Here is a 17,357-nt window from a genome sequence, read left to right on the forward strand (position 1 = left end):
TTGCGGGTTGCGCGGGACAGAGAACGCCGCCGGCGTGGCCGACGACACGCCAGCGGCTGCGCATGCAGAAAAGCCTGGGTGATCGATTATCCTGTGGCGGGCCGAACCGCCGGCCGATACGCCAGCCACCGTCCACGGGAGTGCTCGGACGAGCGTTCGTGTTGGTGCCACCGCGTGTTTCGTCGCGGCCTCCTCTTGTTGAACGCATGCACAACAAGATCGGACGTCGCGATTGTCTAACGCGCGAGCCACGTTTGGCCAGGAGTTGCCGAAACTTGGCTGGTTCGTTACCGTCTTGTGATCGAAAGGTGGGCCGGCGGGCCCATTCGTGCTGTCTAGGTCGTTAACTGGTTGCTGAGGTCGGGGTAAAACCGCGTTGAGTGTAGTAGCGAAACTTCATCAGTCCCCATCACCGATGTTGCGGCTCGTCGTCGCAGGATTCCTATTAGTACTGGCGTTGGCCGGCGGCTTCGCCGTCTCCGCGAGCAAGACCGTGACACTGACCGTCGACGGCATCGCGATGCGCGTGACAACCATGAAGTCGCGGGTGATCGACATCGTCGAGGAGAACGGCTACACGGTCGACGAGCGCGACGACCTTTATCCCGCCGGTGATGTGCAGGTGCGCGACGCCGCGAACATCGTGCTGCGGCGCAGCCGGCCGTTGCAGATCTCACTGGACGGCCGCGACCCCAAGCAGGTGTGGACGACGGCGTCCACCGTGGACGAGGCGCTGGCCCAACTGGCGATGACCGACACCGCCCCCGCGGCGGCCTCGCGCGGCAGCCGCGTTCCGCTGGCGGGGATGTCCCTCCCCGTCGTCAGCGCCAAGACCGTCAGGATCAACGACGGCGGCGCGGTCCGCACGGTGCACCTGCCGGCGCCGAACGTGGCGGGGCTGCTGAGCGCCGCCGGCGCACCGCTGCTCGACAGCGACCAGGTGACCCCGGCCGCGTCGTCGCCGATCGTCGACGGCATGGAAATCCAGGTGACGCGCAACCGGATCCAACGGGTCACCGAGCGGGTTCCACTGCAGCCGAACGCCCGTCGGGTCGAGGACCCGGACATGAACATGAGCCGCCAGGTCGTCGAGGACCCGGGTAGCCCCGGCACGCAGGACGTGACGTACGCGGTGGCCACCGTCAACGGCGTGGAGACCGGCCGCATCCCCGTCGCCAACGTCGTGATCACGCCGTCCCGCGAATCCGTGGTGCGCATCGGCACCAAGCCCGGCACCGATGTGCCCGCGGTAACCAACGGATCCATCTGGGACGCCATCGCGGGCTGCGAGGCCGGCGGAAACTGGGCGATCAACACCGGCAACGGGTATTACGGTGGTGTGCAATTCGACCAGGGCACCTGGGAGCGCAACGGCGGGACGCGGTTCGCTCCGCGCGCCGACCTCGCGACGCGCGAAGAGCAGATCGCCGTCGCCGAGGTGACGCGGGAGCGTCAGGGTTGGGGCGCGTGGCCGGTGTGCAGCGGAAGAGCTGGTGCACGCTGACCATCCGGCTGCTCGGGCGCACCGAGATCAGGCGGCTGGCCAAGGAACTTGAATTTCGGCCACGGAAGGCACTCGGCCAGAATTTCGTCCACGACGCCAACACGGTGCGGCGAGTGGTTTCCGTCGCGGGGGTCGGCCGCTCCGACCACGTCCTGGAGGTCGGTCCCGGCCTGGGTTCGCTGACGCTGGCGCTGCTCGACCGCGGTGCCACCGTCACCGCCGTCGAGATCGATCCCGTCCTGGCCGCCCGGCTGCCGCAGACGGTCGCGGAGCACTCGCACAGTGAAATCCAGCGGCTGACGGTCCTCAACCGCGACGTCCTGACCCTTCGCCCCGACGACCTCGCGGGCGCGCCCGAGCCCACGGCGGTGGTGGCCAACCTGCCCTACAACGTCGCTGTCCCGGCGCTGCTGCACCTGCTCGCCGAGTTCCCGTCGATCAACGCCGTGACGGTGATGGTGCAGGCCGAGGTCGCCGAGCGGCTGGCCGCCGAGCCGGGTGGCAAAGACTACGGCGTGCCCAGCGTCAAGGTCCGATTCTTCGGTCGCGTCACCCGCTGCGGAATGGTTTCACCGACGGTGTTCTGGCCCATCCCCCGCGTGTATTCCGGGCTGGTCCGCATCGACCGGTACGCGAAACCGCTGTGGCCGTCCGACGCGGTGTTCCGGCGGCGGGTGTTCGAACTGATCGACATCGCGTTTGCGCAGCGCCGCAAGACGTCTCGCAACGCGTTCGCCGAGTGGGCCGGCTCGGGCAACGAGTCGGCGAACCGCTTGCTGGCCGCCAGCATCGACCCCGCCCGCCGCGGCGAGACGCTGTCCATCGACGACTTCGTGCGGCTGCTGCGGCGCTCCGGCGATCCGGACGACGGCAGCGGCCCGGCGCGCCCCGACACCGCGCTGCGGCACGCTTCGGGGCGGGCTTCGCGATAGTCTGCTGCGGTGTCCGCGTCTGACGGCAACACCGCCACGCAGTGGGTGCCCACCGGGTCGGTCACCGTTCGGGTGCCCGGGAAGGTGAACCTGTACCTGGCGGTCGGCGATCGCCGCGAGGACGGCTACCACGAGCTGACGACGGTGTTTCAGGCCGTCTCGTTGCTCGACGAGGTGACCGTGCGCAACGCCGACGTGTTGTCGCTCGAGCTCGTCGGCGAGGGCGCCGACACGCTGCCCACCGACGAACGCAACCTCGCCTGGCAGGCCGCCGAGCTGATGGCCGACCACGTGGGCCGGGCCCCCGACGTCTCGATCATGATCGACAAGTCCATCCCGGTGGCCGGCGGCATGGCCGGCGGCAGCGCGGACGCGGCGGCGGTGCTGGTCGCCATGAACTCGCTGTGGGAGCTCAACGTGCCCCGCCGCGACCTGCGCATGCTCGCCACGCAACTGGGCAGCGACGTGCCCTTCGCGCTGCACGGCGGCACCGCGCTCGGAACCGGACGCGGCGAGGAGCTGGCCACCGTGTTGTCCCGCAACACGTTCCACTGGGTGCTGACGTTCGCGGACAGCGGGCTGCTCACCCCCGATGTGTTCCGCGAGCTCGACCGGCTCCGGGATGGCGGAGAGTCGTCGCGGCTGGCCGAGCCCGGCCCGGTGCTGGCGGCCCTGGCCGCGGGCGACCCGGAGCAGCTGGCGCCGCTGCTGGGCAACGAGATGCAGGCCGCCGCGGTGAGCCTGGACCCGTCGCTGCGGCGCACGCTGCGCGCCGGCGTGGAGGCCGGCGCCCTGGCCGGCATCGTGTCCGGCTCGGGTCCGACGTGTGCCTTCCTGTGCACCTCGGCGTCCGAGGCGGTCGACATCGGCACCCAGCTGTCGGGAGCGGGCGTCTGCCGCACGGTCCGGGTCGCCAGCGGGCCGGTACCCGGTGCCCGCGTGGTGCCCGCACCGATGACCGAAGTCTGATCCGAACCGAGGGATCCGAACCGAATCCGAACCGAAAATGTGAGATCCGACTCACACGCCGCCACAGTTTGGCGGTTACTTAAGAGGAGTTTAAGATACTCGCGGTGACGAGTAGCGGTAAGCAGGACCACTCGATTTCGCCGTCCACCGGGAGCTGCGGTGGACGGCCAACGCATCCACACCGGCCGGGTTCGACGGGTCACGCTCCTGCCGATCGGGTAGCCGAGCGCGGTGTTGCCGGCTCATCACTGTTTCGAGACCCAACCGCTGCCCAACTGTGCTCGCGCGCCTGCTTCAAAGTAGCCCCCAGCAGGCGGAACATGAGATTCCTGGCGGTAGAGAATGTGCCGGGACCGAGGAGGCCCTTGTGAGCAGGTTTACCGAGAAGATGTACCGCAATGCCCGCACCGCCACGACGGGCATGGTCACCGGTGAACCCCACGAACCCGTCCGCCACACCTGGGGCGAGGTCCACGAGCGCGCCCGGCGCATCGCGGGCGGGCTGGCCGCCGCGGGCATCGGCCTGGGCGACGCGCTCGGCGTGCTGGCCGGCCTGCCGGTGGAGATCGCCCCGACGGCGCAGGGCCTGTGGATGCGCGGGGCCAGCCTGACCATGCTGCACCAGCCCACGCCGCGCACCGACCTGGCGATCTGGGCCGAGGACACCATGACCGTCATCGGCATGATCGAGGCCAAGGCCGTCATCGTCTCCGAGCCCTTCCTGGTGGCCGTCCCCGTCCTCGAGAAGAAGGGGATCAAGGTCCTCACCGTCGCCGACCTGCTGGCGGCGGACCCGGTCGACCCCGTCGAGGTCGGCGAGGACGACCTGGCGCTGATGCAATTGACGTCGGGCTCCACGGGTTCACCCAAAGCGGTCCAGATCACCCATCGCAACATCTACTCCAACGCCGAGGCGATGTTCATCGGCGCCCAGTACGACGTCGACAAGGACGTCATGGTCAGCTGGCTGCCCTGCTTCCACGACATGGGCATGGTCGGCTTCCTCACCATCCCGATGTACTTCGGCGCCGAGCTGGTCAAGGTCACGCCGATGGACTTCCTGCGCGACACGCTGCTGTGGGCCAAGCTCATCGACAAGTACAAGGGCACCATGACCGCGGCGCCCAACTTCGCCTACGCGCTGCTGGCCAAGCGGTTGCGCCGCAACGCCAAGCCCGGCGACTTCGACCTGTCGACCCTGCGCTTCGCGCTGTCCGGCGCCGAGCCCGTCGAGCCCGCCGACGTCGAGGACCTGCTCGACGCGGGAAAGCCGTTCGGGCTCAAGCCCTCCGCGATCCTGCCGGCCTACGGCATGGCCGAGACGACGCTGGCCGTGTCGTTCTCGGAGTGCAACGCCGGCCTCGTCGTCGACGAGGTCGACGCCGACCTGCTGGCCGCGCTGCGCCGGGCGGTGCCCGCCAGCAAGGGCAACGTCCGCCGGCTGGCGACGCTGGGGCCGCTGCTGCAGGACCTCGAGGCCCGGATCATCGACGAGCACGGCGACGTGATGCCCCCGCGGGGCGTGGGCGTCATCGAGCTGCGCGGTGAGTCGCTGACGCCCGGCTACCTCACTATGGGCGGCTTCATCCCGGCCCAGGACGAGCATGGTTGGTACGACACCGGTGACCTCGGCTACATCACCGAGGAGGGCCACATCGTGGTGTGCGGCCGGGTCAAGGACGTGATCATCATGGCCGGGCGCAACATCTATCCGACCGACATCGAGCGGGCGGCCTGCCGCGTGGACGGGGTGCGGCCCGGCTGCGCCGTCGCGGTGCGGCTCGACGCCGGCCACTCGCGCGAGACGTTCGCCGTCGCCGTCGAGTCCAACGCCTGGCAGGACCCGGCCGAGGTGCGCCGCATCGAGCATCAGGTCGCGCACGAGGTCGTCAGCGAGGTCGACGTGCGCCCCCGCAATGTGGTGGTGCTGGGCCCGGGCACCATTCCGAAGACGCCGTCGGGCAAGCTGCGCCGGTCCAATTCGGTGACCCTGGTCAGCTAAGCCCGGCGAGCAGACGCAAAAGCCCCCAATTTCGGCGCGAAATGGGGGCTTTTGCGTCTGCTCGCCGGGGGGTTACCAGGCGTGGACGCGGTTTTGCGCGGCCTCCAGGCCTATTTCGATGAGCAACTCGGTGGCGTCGGCCGCCTGCTCGCAGATCGCGGGGACCTCCGGGCGCTCGGCGGCGGTGAAGTTTTCCAGCACGAAAGCCGCCGGGTCCTTGCGTCCGGGTGGACGACCGATCCCGATGCGCACCCGCTGAAAGTCCTTGGTGCCCAAGGAAGCTGCCAGCGACCGCAGGCCGTTGTGACCGCCCTCGCCGCCGCCGATCTTGAGCCGGATGCGGCCGAAGTCCAGGTCGAGGTCGTCGTGGATGACGACGATGTCCGCCGGCGCCACCGAGTAGAACTTCGCCAGCGGCCCGATCTGGCGGCCGGACTCGTTCATGTAACAGCGCGGCTTGGCCAACAGGATCGAGTGCCCGGCCAACCGGCCGCTGACGACCTCCGCCCCGGAACGCTTGTGCGCCTTGAACTTTGCGCCCAGCCGCGCGGCGAGCAGGTCGGCGACCATGAATCCCAGGTTGTGCCGGGTCCGGGCGTAGTTGTCCCCGGGGTTGCCCAGGCCGACCACCAATAGCGGCTCGGCCACGTCGTGAGCCGCCTACTCGGACTCGGCGGCGGGGGCCTCGGCTTCGCCGCCCTCTTCCTCGGCCGGGGCTTCCGCGGCTTCCTCGCCCTCGGGGGCCTCGCCCGCGCCCTCTTCCTCGAGGTCCTCGGCGGTCGGCGCGTTCACCACGTTGACCACCAGCATCTCCGGGTCCGAAATCAGGTTGACGCCGCGGGGCAGCGTGATCTGTCCGGCGGTGAACTGGGTGCCCGGCTCGGCGTCCTCGACGGACACGGTCAACTGCTCGGGGATCGACATGGCGTCGGCTTCGATCTCGATGGTGCTGGCGTCCTGGGTGACCAGGGTGCCGGGGACGGCGTCGCCCTCGATGACGACCCTGACCTCGACGACCACCTTCTCACCGCGGCGCACGACCAGCAGGTCGGCGTGCTGGATGGTGCGCCGGATCGGGTGGATGTCGAGCGCCTTGGTCAGCGCCAGGTGTTCCTTGCCGGCGATGTCGAGGGTCAGCACCGCGTTGGTGCCGGAGTGCCGCAGCACGGCCGCAAAGTCGTGCCCGGGCAGTTCGAGGTGCTGCGGGGCCTCGCCGTGACCGTAGAGGACGGCGGGAATCTTGCCGTCGCGCCGGGCGCGCCGCGACGCGCCCTTGCCGGTCTCGGTTCGCACCGTGGCGGTGAGTTGGTTGACTGCCGACTTGGCCATCGTGTCGCTCCTGTGTGCTCGGTTCCGGGGCACGGCCAGGATCGACGATTAATCCGTCGGTCTCCGTCGATAACGGTGCCGGCCAGACGGCCGGCCACCCTCGCCGTGACGCCCGGTCAGGTTATCGCATGGGCGCCTCAGAGCGGAAATTTCGGGCTCAGGTCCGCGTTGACTCTGCGGTCATGGTGCAGTTTGTCGAGTAGCCGTCACCACCAGCGCAGAGTCAATTTCCACCCAGCCCCTCAGAGCGGAAATTTGGTGCCCGTGAGCTGCTCGGACAGCTCCCAGAGCCTGGCGGCGGTGGCCGCGTCCCGCGCCCGCCGGCTGCGGCCCACGGGCTGCGTCCGGCCGATGTAGCCGAACCGGGGCCCGACGAACGTGTCGCCGGGCAAGTCCTGCGACGCCGCGTACAGCGTCTGCCGGGCGCCGAAATCGGCGTCGGTGGCGACCACCCGGGTGGCGGCCGACATCAGCGCATCACCCAGCTTCCGGCCCGAGGCGCCCTGCAGGTTGGTGTGCGAATAGCCGGGGTGGGCCGCCAGCGCGCGCAGCGGCGACCCGACCGCGTCCAGGCGTCGCTGCAGTTCGCTGGTGAACAGGAGGTTGGCGAGCTTCGACTGGCTGTAGGCCAGCCAGGGCGAGTAGCGCCGGTTCTCCCAGTTGAGGTCGTCGAGGTCGATCCAGCCCGGCCAGTGCGCCATCGAGGACACCGTGACGACGCGGTCGGTGAGCTTGGGCAGCAACAGGTTCGTCAGCGCGAAGTGGCCGAGGTGGTTGGTGCCGATCTGGCTCTCGAAGCCGTCCTTGGTCAACGCGTACGGCGCGGCCATGATGCCGGCGTTGTTGATCAGCACGTCGGCCTTGTCCACCCCCTCGGCGAACTGCCGCACCGACGACAGGTCCTGCAGGTCGAGCCGGCGCACCTCGACCTGGCCGGGCATCTGCCGCGCGGCGGCCTCACCCTTCTCGGTGTTGCGGACGGCCATCACGATCCCGGCGCCCTTCGCCGCCAGCTCCCGGGCGGTCACCGCGCCCAGCCCACTGTTGGCTCCGGTGACGATGACGGTGCGCCCGGTGAACGAGGGGAGGTCTGCGGCGGTCCAGTCGGTCATGCGCCGAGCCTAATGGCGCCCGCTCAGTGCCCGGCGTCGAACGCCAGGGGCAGGGTGGTCGGGCCCGTGATGCCGCTGATGGCCTTCCACGGGGCGGGGCCGATCCGACGGGGGTTGGGCATGCGCCGCGTGATGACCCGAAGCGCTTCGGTGAGCTCGAGGCGCGCGAGGTGCGCGCCGAGGCAGTAGTGCACGCCGCCGCCGAAGGTGAGCATCGCCGGTGGGTCTCGGCGGGTGATGTCGAGGCGATCCGGGTCGGTGTAGACATCGGGGTCGCGATTGGCCGCGGCGGTGTTGGCCAGCACCAGGGTGCCAGCGGGGATGCAGACCGCGCCCAGCTCGACGTCCTCGGCGGCCTTGCGTGCGGCGCCGAAAACTATTGGGTAGTAACGCATCAGCTCGTGCACGGCGTCGGCCGCCACCTCGGGATGCCGGCCCAGCAGCGCCCATTGGTCGGGGTGGGCGGACAGCACCTGCACCGCCGCGGCGAGCTGGTTGCGGGTGGTGTCGGTGCCCGCGCCGAGCAGGGTGGCGCACAGCATCAGCAACTCGTCGTGGGTGAGGCGGTCGCCGTCGTCTTCGGTGCGGATGAGCTCGGAGATCAGGTCATCGCCCAGCGACGCGCGCCGGCGCGCGATCAGGTCCTCGAGGTAGGCGTCCAGTTGATCCCACGCCGCGAGGATCGCCGGGCCGTCTTCGGCCACGTTCCAGTCGAAGATCTTCTTGATGTCGTCGGTCCAGTCGCTGAACAATTGCCAGTCCTCGGGCGGCGCGCCCAACAGCGCGCAGATGACCGGCGTGGGGTAGCGGCGGGCGATATCAGCGACGACGTCGCAGTGCCCCACGGCGGTCAGCGGATCGACCAGGCCGGTGATGATCTCGACGACCAACGTGTGCAGCCGCTCGGCGCCGCGCGGCGCGAACGCCTTGGACACCAGCCGGCGGAGCCGGTGATGGCGGGCGCCGTCGAGGCCCAGGATGTTGCTGATCGCCCGATCCCACAGCGGACCCGACGTCACGCCCTGCAGGTCGAGCCCCAGGCCGCGTGCCGTGACGAATCGGCCGTCGCGAAGCGCCGTTCGGACCAGCTCGTAGCTCAACATCTCGGGGCCGTGCGGGCCGATCGCGATCGGGGCCCGCGTGCGCGCGTCGTCGATGATCGCGTGCGCCTCGTCGGGATCGGTGAGGTGGTCGTAGGCGAAGGTGGGCAGCCCGGCGTCGTAAACGCTGGGGCAATTGCCGAGCAGGGTCGTCATGGAACTCGACTATCCGGTGTCGCGCGACGAAGACCATCCGCCTTGGCGCGTAGATCCGGGCGGCGCGGGTCGTAACTTCGCCGGGCGCGTTTGTTGGATCCGTGCCCGATTGCCGATGTTTTTGCCTGGTTTGCGACCGCGTCGCTGGCTACTATGAGCCAACACGCGGAGATGCCGCTGCTGACCTGGAGCGTTTGAGCGTGACCGAGTTGCTGCCGACCGGTACGGTGACGTTGCTGCTTGCCGACGTTGAGGGCTCTACGCGGCTGTGGGAGACCAAGCCCGAACAGATGAGCGCCGCCCTGGCGGTGCTGAACCGCGCGGTGGATGAGGCCGTCGCCGCCCATGGTGGGGTGCGCCCGCTGGAGCAGGGTGAGGGCGACAGCTTTGTGACCGGTTTTGCGCGCGCGTCCGACGCGGTGGCGTGCGCACTGGCGCTGCAGCGGGCCCCGCTCGGGCCGATCCGGCTGCGCATCGGCGTGCACACCGGTGAAGTGCAGCTGCGCGACGACGCCAACTACGCCGGTCCGACGATCAATCGGACCGCGCGGCTGCGTGATCTGGCCCATGGCGGGCAGACCGTGTTGTCCGGCGCGACGGAACCGCTGGTGGCCGATCGGCTGCCGGACGGGGTGTGGCTGGCCGATCTGGGCCACTATCCGCTGCGTGATCTGCCGCGGCCCGAACGGGTGCTGCAGTTGTGTCATCCCGATTTGCGCAACGACTTTCCGCCGCTGCGTGTCCGCCAGGTCGCGGTGTCGCACAACCTGCCGGCCCAGTTGACGAGTTTCGTTGGGCGCCAAGCACAAATGGCGGAGTTGCGTCGGTTGGTGATCGACAACCGGCTGGTGACCCTCACGGGCGCCGGGGGTGCGGGCAAGACCCGCCTTGGCATGGAACTCACCTCGCTGCTGACGGACGAGTTTTCTGACGGAGTCTGGTACATCGACCTGGCACCGATCACCAATTCCGCTATAGCGCCGGTGACCGTGGCGCGCACACTTGGCCTGCCCGATCAACCGGGTTGCTCCACGATGGAGTTGTTGCAGCGGTTCTTCGACGAAAAGAAGATGCTGCTGCTGCTCGACAACTGTGAGCATCTGCTGGACGCGTGCGTGACGCTGGTCGTCGAATTGCTCGCGACCTGCCCGCGGCTGACGGTCATGGCGACGAGCCGTGAGCCGCTCGGCGTGCCCGGCGAACTGAGCTGGCGGGTCCCGTCGCTGAATTTTGCCGACGAGGCCGTCGAGCTGTTCGCCGACCGCGCCCGGCGGGCCCGCCCCGAATTCACCATCACCGTAGACAACACCGCGGTGGTCGAAGAGATCTGCCGGCGGCTGGATGGTATGCCATTGGCGATCGAGCTTGCCGCCGCACGGGTCCGGGCGCTGTCGCTGGCCCAGATCGCGGACAGTCTGCACGACCGGTTCCGGCTGCTGACCGGGGGTGCGCGTACCGCGGTGCGGCGCCAGCAGACGCTGTGGGCCTCGGTGGACTGGTCGCACGCGCTGCTCACCGAACCGGAGCGGGTGTTGTTTCGCCGGCTGGCGGCGTTCGCCGGAGGGTTCGACCTGGACGCCGCCCTGGCGGTCGGCGCCGACAGCGAAATGGAGCGCTACCAACTGGTCGATCAGCTCAGCCTGCTGGTCGACAAATCCCTGGTGGTCGCCGACGACACCGGCGACGCGATGCGGTATCGGCTGCTGGAGACGGTGCGCCAATACGCGCAGGAAAAGCTCGGCGAGTCCGGTGAGGCCGACGAGGTACGCACTCGGCATCGCGACTACTACACCTCCACCGCGACCGAGCTGGAATCACGCCACGACAGCGACGACGAGTTGCTGCTGAGTTGGGCACAAGCCGAGGTCGAGAACCTGCGGGCGGCCTTCACGTGGAGTCGCGAGAACGGCGACCTCGACACGGCGCTGCGGCTGCTATCCACGTTGCAGTTGGTCTGGATAGCTGCCGGCCGGTTCCGCGAAGGAATATCCGGATTTGAAATGGTGCTGAGCGATGCCCGCTGCTCGGAAGTCGAACGGGCGGTGTGGATTCGCGCGGTCGCCGACCAGAGCACGCTCACGGGGTGGGCGGTCGTACCCGCGAACGAGGATCGGGCACGGGACGCGGTGGCTGCCGCGCGCGAACTCGGGGATCCGGTACTGCTGGCTCGAGTCCTGATGGGGTGCGGGGCCCTCGCCTTCTACAACCCCGAGCTGGCCGAGCTCCACCTCGCCGAGGCCATGGAACTGGCCCGCGCGACCGGCGATCGCTGGAGCCTGTGCCAAATTCTCAGCTATCGAGCGACCATCGGCTGCATGGCGGGTCAACCGACGGGCGCGCGCGCCGCGGCCGAGGAGGGACGTGACCTCGCCGACGCGTTGGGCTTCGGGTTCTTCTCGCGTCACTCCCGTGCGTGGCTGGCCATCGCGCTGATGATGCAGGGAAATCTGGCCCACGCCGCTCTGGTCGAAGATGATCTGGTCGAGGAGGCCGAAGCGGCCGGGGACAAGCCGATGAAAGTCTTCGGCGACGTGGGTCGCACCGTGGTGCTCGCATATCAGGGACGGGCGGATGCCGCTCAAGCGGCGGCCGAATCCGCACGAGTGATTGCCGAGGAGGTGGGCGGTCAGTGGGCGGACGCGGTGGCCGCGGTCACTGCGCAAGCCGCGCTGGCGGACGGTGACCCCGCCCGGGCGAGGGACGCCGCGGAGGTGGCCTGGCGCCTCACCGTGCCGGTGCGCGAACTGTTCACCAGAAGCGTCAATCCGTTGGGCGAGGCCGCATTGGCCTGCGGTGATCTGGTCTCCGCGCGCAACTGGGCCGACGATTGCGTCGCTGTGGTACCGGGTTGGCACCAAGTGGTCGCGCGCACGGTTCGCGCCTTTGTCGCGATCGCCCAGGGTGAGCCGGACCAGGCCGAGCGCGATGCCCACGAGGCTCTTGGGGCCGCCGCTCGCTCGCAGGGATATCTGCGAGTGGCCGACACGCTGGAATGCCTGGCCCGGCTGGCGGGCGACGGCGGCAATCACTCCTATGCGGCGCGCCTGTTGGGCGCAGCCGACGGCGTGCGGGAACGCATGGGGCAGGCGCGGTACCCGATGTACCAACCCGGCTACGACATTACGGTCGCGGCAGCCCGGGAAGTGTTGGGCGAGAGGGATTTTGACCTCATGTGGGCTGAGGGTGCGGCTCTGTCCACCGAGGAGGCCATCGCCTTCACACAGCGCGGGCGCGGCGAGCGTAAGCGCCCGACAAATGGTTGGGCATCGCTGACGCCGATGGAGAACGACGTGGTGCGCCTGGTCCGCGAGGGGCTGGGCAACAGGGATATCGGCGCGCGGCTTTTCATCTCGCCGCGCACCGTGCAGACCCACCTCACCCACGTCTACGCCAAGCTCGGCCTGGCCTCCCGCGTCCAGCTGGTCCAAGAGGCGAGCCGCCAGGGCTGACCGCTAAATCACTTCGGTCGCCACACGACCTCGAGGTTGTCTTCCGGCACATGAACCAATGCGTAAGTCACACCGTCGGCGTCCGCGAACTCCACGAGGTATGCGGGCGGTAGGCCCTCGGTCTGGATGTCGTTGACAACGGCGCCTTGCGCCCCGGCCGGAAGGTTGTGCTCGGGTAGCGGGCGTCGCAGTCTGACGACATCGGAATCTTGGGGCTTCACATCGTCACCATCCAAGCACTGCCGCGAGAGTGCAACTACCGACGGCCCTACTCGACGAATGCGTAGCCAGTTGCAGTTTCGCGGTGAAGCTACTTTGCGGCGACGACGAATCCGCGAATGATCGCCTCGATGTCGGCCGACTGCGCGGCCGCCTGGGCGGCCAGGCTCGTGATGGTCAGCTGAACCAGGTACCGCTGCTTCGCGGGCGGCGATCCGGTGGCGATGACGATCCGGTTCCAGCTGTGCAGCCGGATCTCGTTGGCGCCGTAGCTGCCCTGGATCATCGACGAGGGAAACCCGTTGAAGGGGGCCGTCGACGCATCCAGTTGAGTGAAACCCGGCAACAGCTGGGCATCGTCGTTACCGTGCTTGATGACCTGCGCCGGGTCGAAGTCCCCGTGCAGCCTGAACACCACCAACATGGCGTTCGGAACCTTGCTGGGCTTGGAGATCATCACCGTGGTCGGCGGCATCTTCTGGTCCGTGTACGGCGACCAGCCCGGCGGCGTCGGTATCGACACGGTCAAATCCGTGAGGCCGCTCGGCGCCACCGGCTCCCCGGTGACCCCGATGCTCTCCAGATACTGCGACAGGGGAACGGGTTTGGGAGTCGTCGTGGTGGTAGTGGTAGCCGAAGTCGTCCCCAAGACCGACGAGTAGTCGGGGGCCTTCGGGGCGCAGCCGGCCACCGACATCGGAGCGACGAAAGCGACCAAGGCGGCCAAAGCGGTCGCGACCGTGCGGCGAGCGGTCACAGAATCTCGTGGACCGCGTCGATCGGCCGGGCCAGCCGGGTCCCCTTCGGTGTGACGACAAACGGGCGTTCGATCAGGATGGGATGCTCGGCCATGGCGTCGAGCAGCTCGTCGTCGCTCGCCTCGGCGAGGTTGAGTTCGGTGTACAGCGGTTCCCGCTTGCGCACCGCGGTGCGCACATCGATGCCGGCGTCGCGGATCATCTTGACCAGCTCGTCGCGTGACGGCGGCGTCTTCAGGTATTCGACGATGGTGGGCTCAAAACCATTGTCCCGCAACAGGTCCAGCGTCTTGCGCGAGGTGCTGCACTTGGGATTGTGATAGATGACGGTATCGCGTGAACCGGAGGCCATCTACGCGTCCCCGTCGAATAGCCCTGTGACCGAGCCGTTTTCGAAGACCGCGCGAATGGTGCTGGCCAGCAGCGGCGCGATGGACAGAACCGTCAGCTGAGGGAAACGCTTCTCCTCGCCAATTGGGAGCGTGTTTGTGACGATCACCTCGCGGGCGCCGCAGGCGGCGAGCCGCTCGGCGGCCGGGTCCGACAGCACGCCGTGGGTCGCGGCGATGATCACGTCGCGGGCACCGTCGTCGCGCAACAGCTGCACGGCGCCGGCGATGGTGCCACCGGTGTCGATCATGTCGTCGATCAGCACGCAGGTGCGGTCCTCGACCTCGCCGACGACGCGGTTGGACACCACCTGGTTGGGCACCCGAGGGTCGCGGGTCTTGTGAATGAAGGCCAGCGGCACGCCGCCCAGCGCGTCGGCCCATTTCTCCGCGATGCGCACCCGGCCGGAGTCGGGGGAGACCACGACCATGTTGCCGTCGGGGTAGTTGTCCCGGATGTAGCCGGTCAGCAGGTTCTGGCCGCGCATGTGGTCGACGGGCCCGTCGAAGAAGCCCTGGATCTGATCGGTGTGCAGGTCGACGGTCACGATCCGGTCGGCTCCCGCCGTCTTGAGCAGGTCGGCGACCAGCCGCGCCGAAATCGGTTCGCGACCGCGGTGCTTCTTGTCCTGGCGGGCGTACGGGTAGAACGGCATGACGGCGGTGATCCGCTTGGCGCTGCCGCGCTTGAGCGCGTCGATCATGATCAGCTGTTCCATCAGCCAGTCGTTCACCGGCGCCGGATGCGACTGCAGGACGAACGCGTCGCAGCCGCGCACCGATTCGTGGAACCGCACGAAGATCTCCCCGTTGGCGAACTCGCGCGCGGTCTGCGCCGTGACGTGGACGTCGAGCTCCTTGGCCACCTGCTCGGCCAGCTCGGGGTGGGCGCGGCCGGAGAAGAGCATCAGGTTCTTGCGGTTGTCGGTCCAGTCGTGGCTCACGGTGCTGCCCTCGCCGTATCGGGGTCGAGATCGGAAACGGAACGCCTCATCGTAAGCGAAGGGCTTCGATGGGATGCCGGATTGCCACGTCGTGGGTTCACGGCGACGGATCGGGGTCGGGTGGGGGTTGGGGCTGCTGGGCGGCCTTTTCGGCGGCTTTTTCGGCGGCCTGCGCGGCCGCGCTGCCCGGCCGCTTGCGCTGCACCCAGTTCTCGATGTTGCGTTGCGGGCCCGCCGAAACCGCAAGCGCACCCGGCGGGACGTCGTCGCGCACCACGGTGCCGGCGCCGGTGTACGCCCCGTCGCCGACGGTCACCGGCGCCACGAACATGGTGTCCGACCCGGTGCGCACGTGCGAGCCAATGGTGGTGCGCCGCTTGGTGGTGCCGTCGTAGTTGACGAACACGCTGGACGCGCCGATGTTGCTGTGTTCGCCGATGTCGGCGTCGCCGACGTAGGTCAGGTGCGGAACCTTGGTGCCGGCGCCGATGGTGGAGTTCTTGGCCTCGACGAACGCGCCGAGCTTGCCGTCGGCCCCCAGCACGGTGCCCGGCCGCAGGTAGGTGTACGGGCCGACCGTCGCGCCGTCGCCGATCGACGACGAGGAGCCGTGGGTGCGAACCACCGACGCGCCGTCGCCCACGGTGACGTCGGTCAGCGTGGTGTCCGGGCCGACGATGCAGTGACCGCCGATCCGGGTGCGCCCGAGCAGCTGCGTCCCGGGATGGACGACGGTGTCGCGGCCGATCGTGACGTCGACGTCGATCCAGGTGGTCGCCGGGTCGACGACGGTCACGCCCGCCATCTGGTGGGCGGCGACGATCCGGCGGTTCAGCTCGGCGCCGAGCTCGGCGAGCTGCACGCGGTTGTTGACGCCGGCGACCAGCGCGCTGTCGTCGACGTGCTGGGCGAGGATCGACCGGCCGTCGCCGCGCAGGATCGCGACGACGTCGGTGAGGTAGAGCTCCCGTTGGGCGTTGTCGGAGCGCAGGCGGCCCAGGGCGGAGCGCAACGCGGCGACGTCGAACGCGTAGACACCGGCGTTGACCTCGCGGATCTCCCGCTGCGAGGGCGTCGCGTCGGCCTCTTCGACGATCGCCATCACCTCGTCGTGCTGGGTGCGCAGGATGCGGCCGTAGCCGAAGGGTTCGCTCAGCGTGGTGGTCAGCACGGTCACCGCGGCCGAGGCCGCGTTGTGCGTCGCGATCAGGTCGGCCAGGGTGTCGGAGTCCAGCAGCGGCGTGTCCCCCGAGGTGACGACGACGATGCCGGCGTAGTCGTCGGGCAGCGCCGACAGCCCGCACAGCACCGCGTGGCCGGTCCCCAGCGGCCGCTCCTGCAGCGCCACGTCGATCGGGCGTCCGAGGCGCTCGGCCAGCTCGGCGACGAGTGGCGCGATGCGCTGGTGGTCGTGGCCGAGGACCACGACCAGCCGCTGGGGCGCCACCTTGGCGACCGCATGCAGCGTGTGGGACAGCATGCTGCGGCCGGCGATGGCGTGCAGCACCTTGGGGGTGTCGGATCGCATCCTGGTGCCGGGCCCGGCCGCCAAGACCAGGACCGCGGTGTCACCACGAAACGCCACGCTTCTCCCTTCCGCGCGAGCGTGTGTGTCTGTACGTCGACACGCCGTCAATCGTGTCATTTCATGCACGCTCGCGGCAAAGAGCTGTGCTCCGTCGCCAGGACTCGAACCTGAACTTTCTGAACCAAAATCAGAGGTGCTGCCGATTACACCACGACGGATTGGCCTGCCACGGCGGGGTGGCGCCCGTTCGCCGACCGCGCCAACAAGACTCTAGACACTATCTTCACCTGCGCAAACCGATACCCTGAGATACGTGGCAGCCCCGGATAAAGAAGTGCGGGCGCCGCGCGCCCGGATGACCGGCAGCGAGCGACGGCACCAGCTCATCGGCATCGCGCGCTCGCTGTTCGCCGAGCGCGGCTACGAGGGGGCCTCGATCGAGGAGATCGCGCAGCGTGCCAACGTGTCCAAGCCGGTCGTCTACGAGCATTTCGGCGGCAAGGAGGGCCTGTACGCCGTCGTCGTCGACCGCGAGATGTCGGCGCTGCTGGACGGCATCACCTCGTCGCTGACCAACAACCGTTCCCGGGTGCGGGTCGAACGCGTCGCGCTGGCGCTGCTCACCTACGTCGAGGAGCGCACCGACGGCTTCCGGATCATGATCCGCGACTCGCCGGCAGCGATCAGCTCGGGCACCTACTCCAGCCTGCTCAACGACGCGGTCAGCCAGGTCAGTTCCATCCTGGCCGGCGACTTCGCCCGCCGCGGCCTGGACCCGGATTTGGCACCGCTCTACGCGCAGGCGTTGGTGGGCTCGGTGTCGATGACGGCCCAGTGGTGGCTCGACACCCGCGAGCCCAAGAAGGAAGTGGTCGCCGCGCACCTGGTCAACCTGATGTGGAACGGCCTCACACACCTGGAGGCCGACCCCAAGCTGCAGGACGAGTAGCCGCTAACCGCGCCCGG

At 68.9% G+C, this 17,357-nt stretch carries 15 protein-coding genes and 1 tRNA gene; 6 read left to right on the forward strand and 10 right to left on the reverse strand.

What is annotated here, in order from left to right:
* Positions 1-415: 415 nt before the first annotated feature.
* From OQ968_RS03605 to OQ968_RS03620, 4 genes are all read left to right on the forward strand, one after another.
* Positions 416-1,504, forward strand: coding sequence for a transglycosylase family protein (locus OQ968_RS03605; protein WP_420715814.1), 1,089 nt, complete (start codon positions 416-418; stop codon positions 1,502-1,504).
* Entirely contained in the window at positions 1,468-2,436 is a 969-nt protein-coding gene (gene rsmA, locus OQ968_RS03610) for a 16S rRNA (adenine(1518)-N(6)/adenine(1519)-N(6))-dimethyltransferase RsmA (protein WP_324674698.1), read from the forward strand. Before OQ968_RS03605 ends, rsmA begins: the two co-directional genes overlap by 37 nt.
* A 9-nt stretch (positions 2,437-2,445) precedes the next feature.
* A complete protein-coding gene (locus tag OQ968_RS03615; RefSeq protein WP_324674700.1) occupies positions 2,446-3,405 on the forward strand; it encodes a 4-(cytidine 5'-diphospho)-2-C-methyl-D-erythritol kinase in 960 nt (319 codons plus the stop codon).
* Positions 3,406-3,772: 367 nt separating this feature from the next.
* On the forward strand, positions 3,773-5,407 hold the full coding sequence (locus OQ968_RS03620) for a fatty acyl-AMP ligase (protein ID WP_324674702.1): 1,635 nt from the start codon (positions 3,773-3,775) through the stop codon (positions 5,405-5,407).
* 72 nt (positions 5,408-5,479) lie between these two features.
* Here OQ968_RS03620 and pth read toward each other — a convergent pair whose 3' ends face one another.
* The 4 genes from pth to OQ968_RS03640 form a co-directional block, all read right to left on the reverse strand.
* Positions 5,480-6,055, reverse strand: coding sequence for an aminoacyl-tRNA hydrolase (gene pth / locus OQ968_RS03625; protein WP_324674705.1), 576 nt, complete (start codon positions 6,053-6,055; stop codon positions 5,480-5,482).
* A 12-nt stretch (positions 6,056-6,067) separates the two neighbouring features.
* On the reverse strand, positions 6,068-6,736 hold the full coding sequence (locus OQ968_RS03630; protein ID WP_324674707.1) for a 50S ribosomal protein L25/general stress protein Ctc: 669 nt from the start codon (positions 6,734-6,736) through the stop codon (positions 6,068-6,070).
* A gap of 242 nt (positions 6,737-6,978) precedes the next feature.
* Complete coding sequence (locus OQ968_RS03635) at positions 6,979-7,848, reverse strand: oxidoreductase (protein ID WP_324674709.1); 870 nt, start codon at positions 7,846-7,848, stop codon at positions 6,979-6,981.
* A 23-nt stretch (positions 7,849-7,871) separates the two neighbouring features.
* Positions 7,872-9,104 carry a cytochrome P450 gene (locus OQ968_RS03640; RefSeq protein WP_324674711.1) on the reverse strand — a complete coding sequence of 411 codons (1,233 nt, stop codon included), beginning with the start codon at positions 9,102-9,104 and terminating at the stop codon, positions 7,872-7,874.
* Positions 9,105-9,304: 200 nt separating this feature from the next.
* Between OQ968_RS03640 and OQ968_RS03645 the strand changes: the two genes are divergently transcribed.
* The gene (locus OQ968_RS03645) at positions 9,305-12,553 is read left to right on the forward strand and encodes a LuxR family transcriptional regulator (RefSeq protein ID WP_324674713.1); all 3,249 of its coding nucleotides are present in this window, start codon (positions 9,305-9,307) and stop codon (positions 12,551-12,553) included.
* A gap of 8 nt (positions 12,554-12,561) precedes the next feature.
* Here OQ968_RS03645 and OQ968_RS03650 read toward each other — a convergent pair whose 3' ends face one another.
* From OQ968_RS03650 to OQ968_RS03675, 6 genes are all read right to left on the reverse strand, one after another.
* The gene (locus OQ968_RS03650; RefSeq protein WP_324674715.1) at positions 12,562-12,774 is read right to left on the reverse strand and encodes a DUF4926 domain-containing protein; all 213 of its coding nucleotides are present in this window, start codon (positions 12,772-12,774) and stop codon (positions 12,562-12,564) included.
* Between the two features lie 89 nt (positions 12,775-12,863).
* Positions 12,864-13,469, reverse strand: a complete 606-nt coding sequence (locus OQ968_RS03655) for an LpqN/LpqT family lipoprotein (RefSeq protein WP_324675076.1) — start codon at positions 13,467-13,469, stop codon at positions 12,864-12,866.
* A 56-nt stretch (positions 13,470-13,525) separates the two neighbouring features.
* Entirely contained in the window at positions 13,526-13,882 is a 357-nt protein-coding gene (gene arsC / locus OQ968_RS03660; RefSeq protein WP_324674716.1) for an arsenate reductase (glutaredoxin), read from the reverse strand.
* A complete protein-coding gene (locus tag OQ968_RS03665) occupies positions 13,883-14,863 on the reverse strand; it encodes a ribose-phosphate diphosphokinase (RefSeq protein WP_324674718.1) in 981 nt (326 codons plus the stop codon).
* A 97-nt stretch (positions 14,864-14,960) separates the two neighbouring features.
* The gene (glmU, locus tag OQ968_RS03670; protein ID WP_324674720.1) at positions 14,961-16,448 is read right to left on the reverse strand and encodes a bifunctional UDP-N-acetylglucosamine diphosphorylase/glucosamine-1-phosphate N-acetyltransferase GlmU; all 1,488 of its coding nucleotides are present in this window, start codon (positions 16,446-16,448) and stop codon (positions 14,961-14,963) included.
* An 89-nt stretch (positions 16,449-16,537) separates the two neighbouring features.
* A tRNA-Gln gene (locus OQ968_RS03675) sits at positions 16,538-16,609 on the reverse strand.
* Positions 16,610-16,746: 137 nt separating this feature from the next.
* Here OQ968_RS03675 and OQ968_RS03680 point away from each other — a divergent pair.
* On the forward strand, positions 16,747-17,340 hold the full coding sequence (locus tag OQ968_RS03680; RefSeq protein WP_324675078.1) for a TetR/AcrR family transcriptional regulator: 594 nt from the start codon (positions 16,747-16,749) through the stop codon (positions 17,338-17,340).
* Positions 17,341-17,357: the final 17 nt, after the last annotated feature.

This window comes from Mycobacterium sp. 663a-19 (genome assembly GCF_035616495.1).
GTDB lineage: Bacteria > Actinomycetota > Actinomycetes > Mycobacteriales > Mycobacteriaceae > Mycobacterium.

What these genes read in the sequence shown, in the direction of transcription:
- OQ968_RS03605 (WP_420715814.1), top strand. Translation starts at nt 416, where the DNA reads ATGTTGCGGCTCGTCGTCGCAGGATTCCTATTAGTACTGGCGTTGGCC.
- OQ968_RS03630 (WP_324674707.1), bottom strand. Translation starts at nt 6,736, where the DNA reads ATGGCCAAGTCGGCAGTCAACCAACTCACCGCCACGGTGCGAACCGAG.
- OQ968_RS03635 (WP_324674709.1), bottom strand. Translation starts at nt 7,848, where the DNA reads ATGACCGACTGGACCGCCGCAGACCTCCCCTCGTTCACCGGGCGCACC.
- OQ968_RS03640 (WP_324674711.1), bottom strand. Translation starts at nt 9,104, where the DNA reads ATGACGACCCTGCTCGGCAATTGCCCCAGCGTTTACGACGCCGGGCTG.
- OQ968_RS03655 (WP_324675076.1), bottom strand. Translation starts at nt 13,469, where the DNA reads ATGTCGGTGGCCGGCTGCGCCCCGAAGGCCCCCGACTACTCGTCGGTC.
- arsC (WP_324674716.1), bottom strand. Translation starts at nt 13,882, where the DNA reads ATGGCCTCCGGTTCACGCGATACCGTCATCTATCACAATCCCAAGTGC.
- OQ968_RS03680 (WP_324675078.1), top strand. Translation starts at nt 16,747, where the DNA reads ATGACCGGCAGCGAGCGACGGCACCAGCTCATCGGCATCGCGCGCTCG.